The sequence below is a fragment of the Sphingobium terrigena genome, assembly GCF_003591655.1.
In the GTDB taxonomy this organism is placed as follows: Bacteria; Pseudomonadota; Alphaproteobacteria; order Sphingomonadales; family Sphingomonadaceae; genus Sphingobium; species Sphingobium terrigena.
In genome coordinates, this window is sequence record NZ_QVRA01000001.1 from 324,894 (window position 1) to 337,747 (window position 12,854).

General features: G+C 63.4%; 12 protein-coding genes, 1 tRNA gene and 3 pseudogenes. 6 read left to right on the top strand and 10 right to left on the bottom strand.

What is annotated here, in order from left to right; genetic code table 11:
* Positions 1–145: 145 nt before the first annotated feature.
* From ligD to D0Z70_RS01570, 5 genes and pseudogenes are all read right to left on the bottom strand, one after another.
* Positions 146–556 (bottom strand): annotated as a pseudogene (gene ligD, locus D0Z70_RS01550) (non-homologous end-joining DNA ligase LigD); the annotation flags it as partial.
* The gene (locus D0Z70_RS01555) at positions 552–935 is read right to left on the bottom strand and encodes a TonB-dependent receptor plug domain-containing protein (RefSeq protein WP_119743641.1); all 384 of its coding nucleotides are present in this window, start codon (positions 933–935) and stop codon (positions 552–554) included. The pseudogene ligD and the gene D0Z70_RS01555, both read right to left, overlap by 5 nt.
* 82 nt (positions 936–1,017) lie before the next feature.
* Positions 1,018–1,356, bottom strand: a complete 339-nt coding sequence (locus D0Z70_RS01560) for an aldehyde dehydrogenase family protein (RefSeq protein ID WP_119743642.1) — start codon at positions 1,354–1,356, stop codon at positions 1,018–1,020.
* Positions 1,353–1,517 (bottom strand): annotated as a pseudogene (locus D0Z70_RS25775) (Arm DNA-binding domain-containing protein); the annotation flags it as partial. The gene D0Z70_RS01560 and the pseudogene D0Z70_RS25775, both read right to left, overlap by 4 nt.
* 123 nt (positions 1,518–1,640) lie before the next feature.
* Positions 1,641–1,727 (bottom strand) — tRNA-Leu (locus D0Z70_RS01570).
* Positions 1,728–1,857: 130 nt separating this feature from the next.
* Here D0Z70_RS01570 and D0Z70_RS01575 point away from each other — a divergent pair.
* A complete protein-coding gene (locus D0Z70_RS01575) occupies positions 1,858–2,613 on the top strand; it encodes an alpha/beta fold hydrolase (RefSeq protein WP_119743643.1) in 756 nt (251 codons plus the stop codon).
* Positions 2,613–3,473: a tetratricopeptide repeat protein gene (locus tag D0Z70_RS01580; RefSeq protein ID WP_119743644.1), complete on the top strand. Its 861-nt coding sequence runs from the start codon at positions 2,613–2,615 to the stop codon at positions 3,471–3,473. The genes D0Z70_RS01575 and D0Z70_RS01580 overlap by 1 nt, the downstream gene beginning before the upstream one ends.
* Before the next feature lie 58 nt (positions 3,474–3,531).
* On the opposite strand, the gene D0Z70_RS01585 is transcribed toward D0Z70_RS01580, so the two are convergent.
* Complete coding sequence (locus D0Z70_RS01585) at positions 3,532–4,239, bottom strand: SIMPL domain-containing protein (RefSeq protein ID WP_119743746.1); 708 nt, start codon at positions 4,237–4,239, stop codon at positions 3,532–3,534.
* 102 nt (positions 4,240–4,341) lie between these two features.
* Here D0Z70_RS01585 and D0Z70_RS01590 point away from each other — a divergent pair, with 102 nt between their 5' ends.
* From D0Z70_RS01590 to D0Z70_RS01600, 3 genes are read left to right on the top strand one after another with little or no spacing between them, the layout of a single operon-like run.
* Entirely contained in the window at positions 4,342–4,776 is a 435-nt protein-coding gene (locus tag D0Z70_RS01590) for a VOC family protein (RefSeq protein ID WP_119743645.1), read from the top strand.
* A 5-nt stretch (positions 4,777–4,781) separates the two neighbouring features.
* Positions 4,782–5,504, top strand: a complete 723-nt coding sequence (gene gloB, locus D0Z70_RS01595; RefSeq protein WP_119743747.1) for a hydroxyacylglutathione hydrolase — start codon at positions 4,782–4,784, stop codon at positions 5,502–5,504.
* A 52-nt stretch (positions 5,505–5,556) separates the two neighbouring features.
* Positions 5,557–5,958 carry a hypothetical protein gene (locus tag D0Z70_RS01600; RefSeq protein ID WP_119743646.1) on the top strand — a complete coding sequence of 134 codons (402 nt, stop codon included), beginning with the start codon at positions 5,557–5,559 and terminating at the stop codon, positions 5,956–5,958.
* Positions 5,959–6,048: 90 nt separating this feature from the next.
* On the opposite strand, the gene bla is transcribed toward D0Z70_RS01600, so the two are convergent.
* Both bla and D0Z70_RS01610 read right to left on the bottom strand, forming a co-directional pair.
* Entirely contained in the window at positions 6,049–6,945 is an 897-nt protein-coding gene (gene bla, locus D0Z70_RS01605; RefSeq protein WP_239018772.1) for a subclass B3 metallo-beta-lactamase, read from the bottom strand.
* A gap of 8 nt (positions 6,946–6,953) precedes the next feature.
* Positions 6,954–8,696, bottom strand: a complete 1,743-nt coding sequence (locus D0Z70_RS01610; RefSeq protein WP_119743648.1) for an AMP-dependent synthetase/ligase — start codon at positions 8,694–8,696, stop codon at positions 6,954–6,956.
* 407 nt (positions 8,697–9,103) lie between these two features.
* On the opposite strand from D0Z70_RS01610, the gene D0Z70_RS01615 reads away from it, so the two are divergent.
* A complete protein-coding gene (locus D0Z70_RS01615; protein ID WP_119743649.1) occupies positions 9,104–10,135 on the top strand; it encodes an IS110 family RNA-guided transposase in 1,032 nt (343 codons plus the stop codon).
* Between the two features lie 299 nt (positions 10,136–10,434).
* Here the strand turns inward: D0Z70_RS01615 and D0Z70_RS01620 are convergent.
* Together D0Z70_RS01620 and ruvB are read right to left on the bottom strand one after the other, a co-directional pair.
* Positions 10,435–11,738 (bottom strand): annotated as a pseudogene (locus tag D0Z70_RS01620) (IS701 family transposase).
* Positions 11,739–11,818: 80 nt separating this feature from the next.
* Positions 11,819–12,841, bottom strand: coding sequence for a Holliday junction branch migration DNA helicase RuvB (ruvB, locus tag D0Z70_RS01625; RefSeq protein WP_119743650.1), 1,023 nt, complete (start codon positions 12,839–12,841; stop codon positions 11,819–11,821).
* Positions 12,842–12,854: the final 13 nt, after the last annotated feature.

The following is a 12,854-nucleotide window of genomic DNA, read 5'->3' on the forward strand; positions in this document are numbered from 1 at the left end:
ATGAATGAACGAACCCATCATTGACCCTGCCCCTCGCTTTCCGGCCTCTCTGTGGTGCTGGCGGCGTGAAGGGATGGATGCGACACAAGCGGCCATTCAACGTGACGAGGGAACGGCGTGAGTTGGTCGTTACGTCGAATTCGGATTAAATCTCAGGCAAAGCCTGCGTTGCGAACCCCCAGCCGTTAAGCCCTGCGCTCCTCTTCATGAGCGTTTCGAGATGCTCGATCGAGAGGGGATGTGCGTCCTTCATTCTGTCCAGTTCATCCCAATCCATCGGGACGGCGACTGGAGCACCGGGGCGGGCGCGGACGGAATAGTGTATAGCGGTACTGCCGCGCTGATTGCGCAGCCAGTCGATTAAGATGCGATCCTAGCGCTTGGCCTCGCTCATCGTCGCGGTAAAGCGGTCAGGCTCCGCGGCGCTCAGGGCCTGGGCAAAGCGGGATGCGAAATCCTTGTGCGTGTCCCAGTTGTGACCGGGCGTCAGCGGCACAATGACATGCACGCCCTTGTTCCCCGAAAGCATCGCGAAGGAGAAGAGGCCGATGTCAGACGGGGATGGCCCAGAAAGATGCCATCGACGAACAGGCCGATGGCCTGTTCGAAGCTGTTGGGCTTGAGCCTAGACCGCGCATCATCGGGTTGACCAAGCCGGCAGGTGCATTCTGGATGCGGACACCGGGCACGATCGAAGTCAATTGCTCGATCGACGCTACGTTGGCCGTTGCCAGCGCATCGCCGCCCACCACCGACACGGTGGTCGGCACGGTTTGCAAGGACTGGTTGCGCTTGAGCGCGGTAACGATGATCTCATCCGACACCGGCGCTTCGGCCGAAGCCGTATCCTGTGCCCATGCGGCTGAAGGACTGGCCAGCAGCGCGGTCCCAAGCATGAAGCGCGTGGCTGCATTACGATTATGCATTTCGCTCATTTTGAGACCTCCCTTTTTAGACGCAAAAATTCGTCGTCGACCCCGGCGGGAGCGACGTTGGGCAATCTCAAATTCGCGTTGGCTAGGCGGCTTGGCCGATAGCCCACGAATTGGTCACGATCGTCTGGGCATTGGTGTATTCCGCCAGCCCCTCCAGCGCGTTTTCGATGCCGAGCCCCGATTGCTTGTGCCCGCCGAACGCCACGTGGGGGGAAAAGCTGTGGATATCGTTGATCCAGACCGTGCCGGCCTCGATCCTCTCCGCCACCGCGCGTGCGGCCGCAATGTCCTTGCCCCAGACCGAGGCCGCCAACCCGTATTGGGTCGCGTTCGCGCGGGCGACGACATCATCCAGATCGGTGAAGCGCCCCCGAGATGAAGCTTCTTCTGCTTGTCCAGAAAACGGTAGTTGAAGCGCCATAGCTTCGAACCGTTGGGCTGGATGACGAGATAGAGGTTCTGTGAATCGGTAAGGTTCCAGGCCTTCGCTCTCGGCTTGGCGGCATTGATCTGGATGTAGGTCAGCATGGTCGTTTTCCCAGCAAGGCCGGGTCGATCCGAGGGCACCAAAAAGAGCAGCATTTTGTGGTCGCTGCTGGTGCCCTTAGACGGATTTCGCCGGACGGTGTCTGGCGATTTTCGGTCAAGAAATGCTGTGAAACCAGCCGCTTACTGGACTTATCTGGACGCTGCCAGAGCCAGTATTGGTGCCCAGAAGAGGACTCGAACCTCCACGACCTTGCGATCGCCAGCACCTGAAGCTGGTGCGTCTACCAATTCCGCCATCTGGGCACGGGGTAGGAGCGCGCAACTAGCCGCTGCCCTTGGGGCTGTCAACGCAGGAAAGCGGATAATTTTTGTGGTTCGGGCAAAAAGCCGGGTTATGGGCGATCACGCCCTTTGCCCAACAGGAAGCCCTGCCATGACCCATGCCGATTTCGCGCCGCCCGCCCTGTTTGTCCGGCCTGACGGGTTGCGTCTGACCTATCGGCAGCGGAGCGGGGTGGGACCAACGATCGTCTTTCTGCCGGGCTATATGTCCGACATGGAGGGGGGCAAGGCGGTCGCGCTGGATGCTTGGGCGGCGCAGACCGGGCGGGCGATGGTGCGGATGGACTATGCCGGGTGCGGGGCGAGCGAGGGGCGCTTTGTGGACGGGACGCTGGCCAGTTGGCGGGACGATGTGCTGTTGCTGATCGATGCGCTGGTCGAGGGACCGGTGGTGCTGGTGGGATCGTCCATGGGTGGCTGGCTGGCGCTGCTGGTGGCGCTGGCGCGGCCGGAGCGGGTGGCGGGGCTGGTCGGCATCGCCGCCGCGCCGGATTTTACCGACTGGGGCTTTACCGACGCGGACAAGGCATTGCTGATGACCGAGGGGCGGATCGAGGAGCCGACGCCCTATGGCGACCAGCCCTATGTGACGACGCGGGGTTTCTGGGAATCGGGGCAGGCGCTGCGACTGCTGGATGCGCCGATCGCGATCGACTGCCCGGTGCGGTTGCTCCAGGGGCAGCGGGACGATGATGTGCCGTGGGAGACGGCGCTGCGGATCGCGTCGCAACTGCGTTCATCCGATGTGCAGACGCTGCTGGTTAAGGACGGCGACCACCGCCTTTCCCGCGACGGCGACATCGCCCTGCTGATCCGCACCGTCGCCAGCCTGCTGGATAGTCTCTGATGCCCCTTTTGCTGCCGCTCCTGCTGTTGGCCCAGGCCTATGACCCGGAAATCGAGGCGGTGATGAACCGCAGCCGCAAGGAGAAGCAGGAGGCTGCTGCTGCGGCGGTTGCGGCACCCAGGGCGACGGCGGCGCGGGAGGATGGGCGGATTCCGGTCCCGGCCAAATTTGCCGCGCCTTTTCAGGCCTGTCTGGATCAGGCGGTCGAATCGCCCGATGCGGCGGTGGCCTTTGCGCAGAAGTGGCGGATCGAGGGCGGGAGCTTCTATGCGCGCCACTGCATGGGCTTTGCCTATGCGCGGGCGGAGCGTTGGGCGCCGGCTATCGTCGCGTTCGAGCAGGCCGCCGAGGAGGCCGAGCGCAGCGCCGAGATGGCGCAGAGCGCAAGGCTGTGGGCGCAAGCGGGTAATGCGGCGCTGGCCAGTGGCGATGCGGCCAAGGCGCGGCAGGATTTTGACGCGGCGCTGGCGCGGGGGTTGCCCGACGGCATGGAGAAGGGCGAGGTGCATCTCGATCGGGCGCGGGCGCTGGTGGCGCTGGGTGACGGGGCGGCGGCGCGGGAGTCGCTGGATGTGGCACTGGCGCAGGCACCCAGGGATCCGCTGGGCTGGCTGCTGTCGGCGACGCTGGCGCGGCGGTCGGGTGAGATGTCACTGGCGCAGGCACATATTGCCCGCGCGGTGCAACTGTCGCCTGATGATGCGTCGGTGGCGCTGGAGGAGGGCAATATCGCCGTCCTGACTGATCATGAAGATGTGGCGCGGTCGGCCTGGCAGCGGGCGGTCAGACTGGCCCCGACGGCCACGGCGGGGAAGGCGGCGGCGGACAATCTGTCGCGATTGCCCGCCGCTGGCCGATAAAAGCCGACACTGAGCCGTACATATGTAGCGGTTTTATCTTGATATATTTAAGTCATTGTTATTTAAGGTAAAAATCTACAGTTGTGACGACACGGACCTTTTTATAGGGGGTGTCGCTTGATCCGTCGCCGCCTTCGCCGTCGCGCGCCTCGATCGAGAAATAGCCCTGGGTTGCGCTTTTGATGCTGCCGACGCTGATGCCGCTGTCCTGCGCAAATTGTTCGGCGGCGTTGCGCGCGTCCTTGGTGGCGGCGGCGACCATGGGCGGCTTGAGGTCATTCAGCTTGGTAAAGCTGTAGCGCATCCCCGACCCTTCCTGGAGCGTCACGCCGCGACGCACGAGGTCGAATTGTTGCGCCACGGCGCGCTGGGCGCGGGCGATGTCGGTGGTGCGCAGCAGCATCCGCTGGGTGATGGTGATATTGTTGACGCCATTGTTGAGATATTGGTTCACCCCCGCGCCGACCGGGGTGAGCGCTTCGGGCTTGAAGCCCAGGCTGGCGAAATAGGCCTTGAGTTCGCGGGTGTTATTGTCGATTTCGGCGCGGACCGAGGGCAGGTCGAAGCCGGTCGCCGAATAGCTGATCGACCAGGTGGCAAGGTCCGCCGTCACATCCTTTTCAGCCAGGCCGCGGACAGTGACCGATCGGTCCGCCGCCTTGGCGCGCTTCAACCCGTCGCCCAGCAGATAGCCGCCGCTCATCACGCCCAACGCCAGCAGCGCGGCGCTGCCCAGAAGAACCTTGTCCCGCAATTCCAATGCCATCATGCTTTCCTCTTCCTTCGGGAGATGCGCGACCTTATCTATAGGGCTGTCCTGCCAGTCCTGAGATGAACCGTTGCTTTATGGCGACGAATGGAGTGACCTTTGCCCAAATATCTGCATAGCATGATCCGCGTGACCGATATCGACAAAACGGTCGCATTTTTTGCGCTGCTGGGCCTCCAGGAAATGAAGCGCATCGACAGCGAACAGGGCCGCTTCACTCTGGTCTTTCTGGCTGCGCCGGGGGATGAGGAGGCGCAGGTCGAGCTGACCTATAACTGGCCACCGACCGATGGCAGCCCGGCGGAAGTCTATGATGGCGGGCGCAATTTCGGCCATCTCGCCTATCGTGTCGAGAATATCTATGAGACCTGCCAGCGCTTTTTGGATGCGGGTGTGACGATCAACCGGCCTCCGCGTGACGGGCATATGGCGTTCGTGCGCACGCCGGACGGCATTTCGATCGAGCTGTTGCAGGACGGGCGGCTCGACCCGGCCGAACCCTGGCTGTCGATGCCCAATATCGGCGCGTGGTGAGCGCGATGCTGGAAGTGGTCCGCATCCCCGTGCTGAGCGACAATTATGTGTGGCTGATGCATGACGCGGCGAGCGGCGAGACGGTGGTGATCGACCCGGCGGTGGCCGATCCTGTGCTGGCGGCAGCGGCAGAGCGCGGCTGGACGATCGGGCAGATCTGGAACACTCACTGGCATGGCGATCATGTTGGCGGCAATGCGGCGATCAAGGCGGCGACGGGTTGCACTATCACCGGCCCGGCGGCGGAGGCGGAGAAGATCGGCACGCTCGACCGGACGGTGGGCGAGGGCGACAGGGTGCGGATCGGGACACATGTCGCGACCGTGATGGAAGTCCCCGCCCATACCGCCGGTCATATCGCCTATCATCTGGCTGACGAGCATATCGTCTTTGTCGGCGATACGCTGTTTGCGATGGGCTGCGGACGGCTGTTCGAGGGGACGGCGGCGCAGATGTTCGCGAATATGGCGCGGCTGGGCGCGTTGCCGGAGGATACGGCGGTCTATTGCGCGCATGAATATACGCTCTCCAACGGCCGGTTCGCGCTGGGGGTGGAGCCGGACAATAGGGCGCTCGCCGCACGGATGGCAGAGGTCGAGGCGGCGCGCGCGCGGGGCGAGGCGACGGTGCCGACCACGATCGGGCTGGAGCGGGCGACCAACATCTTCATGCGCGCGCGGGACGTGGAAGAGCTGGCGCAGCGCCGCGCCGCGAAGGATGCGGCCTGACGGAACCTGCGCTATGCTGCCGTCCTGTCGGCAGAGAATGAGGAGAGCCGTGATGCGTGCCTGGATATGCCTGACGCCCCTGATGCTGGCTGCCTGCACCGGCAGCTATACGCCCACGCCGCTGACCGACAAGCAGGCCGCAACGCTGGACAAGGCGCTGGCGGGGAAGGTCGCGGGCGAGAAGGTGAGCTGCATCAACCGCGAGCCGCAGACCAATTTGACGGTGATCAGCAATAATGTGCTGCTCTACCGGGTCAGCAGGCGGCTGACCTACAAGAATGAGCTGATCGGCAGTTGCAACGGCCTGAGCTATGGCGACACCATGATCGTGCGCAGTTTCGGGTCGCAACTGTGCCGGGGCGATTTTACCACCAGCGCCAATCTGGTGACGGGGATGACGACGGGTAGCTGTGCGCTGGGGGATTTCATACCCTATCGCGCGCCGGGGAAGTGAGGGTGCTGGCGGGAATCCATGTCTCGTCACGCGATTGGATTGCCGGAGGCGAGCTGGGTCCCCGCCTGCGCGGGGACGACGCAGATGCTGTTACCGCCGTTTTATGGCGGCGGCTTCGCGGGTGAGTCTCTGGCCGAGATTTTGGCGCGCGGTGGCGGCGTAGGTGGCACAGGCCTTGCTGTCGATCAGCGGGGCTTTTCCGGCGAGGCGATCGTAGAGATTGCTGGAGGCGGGATGCGGGGTGATGAGCAGGTCGCAGCGCAGGGTCGCGACCTTGGCGATGGTGGCGCGCAGGCGGGCGACATAGGCGGGGTGATCGGCAAAGCGATAATCGTCCGCCGACACCGCGCTCAGGCTGTCGGCATGGACGATCCTGCGGCAGCTCTTGCCAGCGCAGGCGGTCCAGGACCAGCTGGTGCCGCCCGGCGAATGGCCCGGTGTCAGATGGGCGGTCAGGTGGAGCGACCCCAGCGCGACGGTTTCGCCATCCTTGACGATGCGACCCACGCGCGCGCCGGCGAAGTCGGGGATGGTGCCGCGTTGCGGATCATCGCTGGCCGGGGTGCCGCTTTCCAGCATCGGCCGCGCCGCTGCCGATGCGATCAGGGTTGCGCCGGTGCGTTGCTGGATGGCGTGCAGGCCGCCGACATGATCGACATGTTCATGGGTGGTGAGCAGATATTTGACGTCTGTGGGGCGGAGACCCAGCCGCTCGATATTCGCGATGATCGACGGGACGGCCTGCACGGTGGCCGCGTCGATCAGGATGTGGCCCGTCGACCCGGTGATGAGCAGCACGGTGATGCCGCAACTGCCCACATCATAGACATTGGCGAAGATGCGGACGGGCGGGGCGGGGTCGCTCCAGCCATCCTTGCCCGCGCATTGGCGCTGATGCTCGGCGATGCTGGCCGGGCCGGATGGCGCGGCAGAGAGTGGCGCGCTGGCGATGATCGCCGCCGCTATGGCCATGGGACGCAATGCCATCAATCCCCTCACCCCTTATACAGCGCGTCCATCCGATCGGCATAACGCTTGCGGATGATATGGCGGCGGATTTTCATCGACGGGGTCATTTCCTCATTGTCGATGCTGAACGGCTCGTCGGCCAGGATGAAGCGGCGGACCCGTTCGATCACCGACAGGTCAGCATTGACCCGGTCCACTGCCGCACGCAGCGCCGCCATATAGGCAGGGTTTGCCGGGGCATCGGCGGGCGCGACGCCATTGGCCTGCGCCCATTCGCGGGTCCATTCCGCGTCGGGGACGATCAGGCCGACCAGATAGGGCCGCCGGTCGCCATGGACCATGGCCTGGCCGATCTCATTCTGAAGCGTCAGCATCCCCTCGACCTTTTGCGGGGAGACATTGTCGCCCTTGTCATTGACGATCAGGTCTTTCTTGCGGTCGGTGATGCGGATGCGGCCTTTGGCGTCAAATTCGCCAATGTCGCCGGTGTGGAGCCAGCCATCTTTCAGCACCTTCTCGGTTTCCACCGGGTTGCGCCAGTAACCGTGCATGACCAGTTCGCCGCGCACGAGGATTTCGCCGTCATCGGCGATTTTCACTTCGACCCCTTTGAGCGGCGGGCCGACCGTATCCATCGCGATGCCCGCGCGGGGGCGGTTGCAGCTGACCACCGGTCCCGCCTCGGTCTGGCCGTAGCCCTGAAGCAGAGTGAGGCCCATCGCGTCGAAGAACAGGCCGACATCGGGGTTGAGCGGCGCGCCGCCGGACACGAGCGCCTTGAGCCTGCCGCCGAAGCGGGCGCGGATCTTGGGGATAAGCGTGCGAGCGAGAACGGCCTTCAAGGGCCGGTCGAGGATCGAGGCTTTGCCCTGCTGCTCCTTCGCGCCGATGCGCAGCGCCTGCGCCATCAGCCAGGTCGGGAATTTGCCCTGCTTCTCGATCGATTTGATGATGCGGGCGCGCAGCACCTCAAACAGGCGCGGGACTACCACCATGATGGTCGGCCGGGTTTCCTCGATATTGCTGGCGAGTTTTTCCAACCCTTCGGCATAATAGATTTGCCCGCCCAGCAGCATGGGCAGGAACTGGCCGCCGCTATGTTCATAGGCGTGGGAGAGGGGCAGGAAGGAGAGGAAGCTTTCTTCGCCCCAGCCGAAATCCTCCGCGACGATGGTGCCGGCCCCCTCGGCATTGAGCAGGATCGCGCCATGATGCTGCATCACCCCGCGCGGCGCGCCGCCGGTGCCGCTGGTGTAGATGATACAGGCCTGATCGTTGCGGGTTGCGGTCTGGGCGGCGGCGCAGGTGGCGATGTCAGTAGGGTGGGCGGCGATCAGATCGTCCCACAAATGGCAGGTCGCCTGTCCCTGCGCGCCGCGCAATGGCTCCATGCCGATGACGAAGCTGGCCTGCGAGCGGACGACGGCGGGCATCAGCGCCTGCGCCAGCTTGGCGGTCGAAACGATGACGGCGCGGGCGCCGCTGTCGGTCAATATATGCTGGTGATCGCGGGTGGTGTTGGTGGTGTAGGTCGGCACGGTGATGCAGCCCGTCGCCATGATGGCAAGGTCGGCGATGCAGAATTCCGGGCGATTTTCGCTGACCAGCATGACCGGGTCGCCGGGTTTGAGGCCGAGGGACCGGAGCGCGGTGGAAAGGGCGGCGACTTGCGCGGCGACCTCATTCCAGCTCAAGGGATGCCATATGCCCTCGCTCTTGCGCCACAGGAAGGGCTTGTCGCCCTGCTCCGCCGTGCGGGCGAAGAACATGGTGACGAGGTTGGGAAATGTCTCGATGGCCCGCAAGGCTCGACTCCTGGGTTTTTGGCGCATCTGTCGTGCGCCTAGTCTTGGCCATGACTATAGCCGCGCCATGCCGTAGGGGCCAAGGTTTTCTAGTGTGGTGGATTTGAAATTCGCCACATTTTTCGGCAAGGTGGGGAGCGAATTTCAAATCCCTAAACCACACTAGAATCAAATATTTGCTAGTGACCCTTATGAATCTGAAGTTCGTTCAATGCCTGCCAGACAAGGTGACGAACTTCAGATTCGGGTCACTAGATGCCGTAATGGGCCGGCGTTTCAAGAGTAGCCAAGTTGGGTGGCTGTCCCTCAGAATGATGGTGTTGGAAACGGGGTCCGAGTGATCGGCCCCAAGCATCATGAGAGGAACAGCCATGGAGTATTATGCCGGAATCGATGTCTCTCTGAAAGAGAGCAGTGTGTGCATCGTGGACGCAAAGGGTAAGATCGTCCGTGAGGTTAAGGTCGCCAGCGAGCCCGAGGCGCTGGTGCGGTATTTCGACGATCTGGAATTGCCGGTGTGTCGGATCGGGCTGGAGGCGGGGCCGCTATCGCATTGGTTGCATGCTGGGCTTGTTGCCGCTGGTCGGGACGTTGTTTTGCTGGAGACGCGACACGTGAAGGCGGCCCTTTCCGCGATGACCGTGAAGACCGACCGAAAAGATGCCCGCGGGATTGCCCAATTGCTGCGGATGGGCTGGTATCGGCCGGTTCATGCAAAATCGGTGGCATCGCAGGATACCCGCGCCGTACTCGTCGGTCGCAAGCTTCTGCAGAGCAAGCTGCTCGACGTCGAACTCAGCATCCGTGGGATCCTACGCGGATATGGACTGAAGGTCGGCGAGGTCAGCCGCGGTCGGTTCGAAGCGCGTATAGAGGAACTGATCGTCGGGCACGCCACTCTGGAGACGGTGATCGGCGCGATGCTGGCGGCACGGGCAGCGTTGTGGGGGGAGTTCACCAGGCTCCACCGGGAGATGCTGAAGATCGCGCGTGCTGACAAGATTTGTCACCGGTTGATGAGCACTCCCGGGGTCGGTGCGTTGGTCGCCCTGACATATCGGTCGGCGATCGACGATCCGACACGCTTCGGAAAATCGAGTACGGTCGGCGCCTACTTTGGGCTGACCCCCAAGAAATATCAGTCCGGCGAGACCGACCGGGATGGAGGTGTCAGCAAGGTCGGCGACGCGATGGTCCGAACCGCGCTCTTCGAGGCGGCGCATATCATGCTGACGCGAGCGACGCGGTTTTCCAGCCTGAAGCGCTGGGCGCTCGAAGTGGCGAAACGTCGCGGCATGAAGCGCGCCAAGGTTGCCCTGGCGCGCAAACTCGGCGTCGTGCTCCATCGCATGTGGATGGACGCCACCGACTTTCGCTGGGGGGCAACCGCAATGGCCGCTTGAAGGGAAAAATGCTGATCGAGGCGCGTCGGGAACGACACGCTTCTAATGAGGTCCCGTCGCTGGGACGAGGGCTTGGCAAGATCGTGTGTAGTGCTGTGAATGCTTCGGCAAACCACGCTTCCTAGATTGATCTGCCGGTTCTGGATCTGATGGCATGGTGTGGCGGTCTTCGTGCTGACCACGGACAGAAGCATGATCCTGGCGACGAGATAATCATTCGGAGGGACTTGACGAACAAAGGCCCATTACAGAAGCACTACTTTGGCACTGTAAGATCGACTGGGTCGGAGAGAGGCTTCCTACAGTGAGGGCAGCGCGTTGGTGGGGGCTGGGCGAAGAGGTTGAGGATCGCCTGCCTGATGGCTGGCATGGTCGGTTGAGGCGGCGGCCCACTGGCTCTTTTTTTTCCGTCCCGCCGCCTTGAGGCGGCGGGATTGGAGGAAAGCGTAGGCGATCATTGTCATCAAGGTGTGTCGATGTAATCCTGTCCAGGATCTGCCTTCGAAGTGATCGAGACCTAGCTCCTCCTTGAGCTGCTGATGCGCCTGCTCGCAGATCCACCGCCCCTTGATCGCGGCGGCGAGTGCTTTGAGCGTGGCGTCGGCCGGCAAGTTCGACACGTAGTATTTCTGCTCTCCGGTCGATCTCCGCTCACCGACGAGCCAGACCTCGTCGCCCGGCATGCATTGCATGCGGTTGTCGAGCATTCGGTGCTTATGTCCTTCCGCGATGCGGACCCGTTGGGCCGCAAAGAGGCAGGTCAGCCGGCCTTTGGTGCCGCGCCGCCAACTGATCTTCCGCCATTTTTGGCCAGACAGCATCGCCTCAGCTGAGACCGGGGGTCGGTCGGGCATGTGGTACTGGCGGCGCCTGCCAGTCCTGGCGACCGGGAAGATTAAGCCAACATCGGCTGGATAGAAGTTCTGGCGGCGCGATAGCCGACCGCCCACAGCAGGCCGCGCTCGCTCAGTGCCTGGCGGAAAGGGCCGCTCGATCCATATCCCGCATCGGCAAGTACGCAGCCAAAGCGCACTCCGCAGGCGATGACGCGGTCAATCTCCTCTATCGCGATCTCGGGCTTCGTCAGAGCCTTCTGTCGATCCACGGGGACACCCGCCCGCTTCATGCGCTCGGCATCGTCCGTCCAACTCTCGGGCAAGAAGAGCCGCAGACCCACCATCACCGGCACTTCTCGCGAGGCCAAAGTCACCGACACCAGCGATTGGCAGTTGGACGTCTTGCCGAGCGACGATGCATATTGGGGCGCGACACCAACAGAGTGCTGCCCCTTTTTCGGCAGCGCCGTGTCGTCGATGACCAAAAATCCCGACGGATTACCGACCAGGCGATCCGCCTCTTTCAACAAGGCCACCTCGAGCGGAACGCTATCCCACACACCGGCGGCAACAAAATGATGCAGTTGATCGTAACCAACATCGCCAGCCCGCGCGGCCATCGGCTGAACGCTCTTACGGTCCCCCGGTCCGATCAAACCAGCAATATAGAGCGGGCACATCCTACGTCGTGCTGGATGAGACAGCCCCGCCAAAAACGGCTCAAACCATCGCTCCAGATCAGTCCGCCAGCTCTCGTCCACCACCATCGTCGTAAGTCCGTCAGCCTATACTGACAAACGGGAATCAACGACGATTCCAGTCGGTTCCCTAACCTGCCAAAGTAGTGCTAGTCGAAAAGCGTGTTTTGGATGTCCTGCGGCGGGTTGAGGCCCAGATGCTTCCAGCCCGGCCCATTGAGGCAGCGGCCACGCGCGGTGCGGGCGATCAGGCCTAGCTGGATGAGGTAAGGTTCGATCACTTCCTCGATCGTGTCACGCGCTTCGGAGAGGCCCGCCGCGAGGGTTTCGACGCCGACCGGGCCGCCGCGATAAATGTCAGCGATCATCATCAGATAGCGGCGATCCATGAGGTCGAGGCCCAGCTCATCGACCTCCAGCCGGCGGAGCGAGGCGTCGGCGACCTTGGCGTCCACTGCCGGGACGCCCGCGACATTGGCGAAATCGCGCACCCGGCGCAGCAGCCGCCCGGCGATGCGCGGGGTGCCGCGCGAACGGCGGGCAATCTCCATCGCGCCGTCTGGGGTGATGGCAAGGTCGAGCAGGCGCGCGGCGCGGCGCACGACCAGTTCGAGTTCGGCGACGGTGTAGAATTGCAGGCGCACCGGGATGCCGAAGCGATCGCGCAAGGGTGTGGTGAGCAGCCCCTGCCGTGTGGTCGCGCCGACCAGGGTGAAGGGCGGCAGGTCGATACGGACCGAGCGGGCGGACGGGCCTTCGCCGATCATCAGGTCGAGTGCGCGGTCCTCCATTGCGGGGTAGAGGACTTCCTCTACCGCAGGGTTGAGGCGATGGATTTCGTCCACGAACAGGACGTCGCCCTCGTCCAAGTTGGTGAGCAGGGCGGCCAGATCGCCCGACTTGGCGATGACCGGGCCGGACGTGGCGCGAAAGCCCACGCCCATTTCCTTGGCAACGATCTGCGCCAGCGTGGTCTTGCCCAGACCCGGCGGCCCGAAGAAGAGGACATGGTCGAGCGCCTCGCCCCGCGCTTTCGCCGCCTCGATAAAGACACGCAGATTGCCGCGCGCGGCCTCCTGCCCGATAAATTCGTCGAGCGACTTGGGGCGCAATGCGGCGTCGACATCCTCGACGCGGCGGGCGGGGGTGAGGAGGCGGTCAGGTTCGGTCATTGGCGACCCTCAC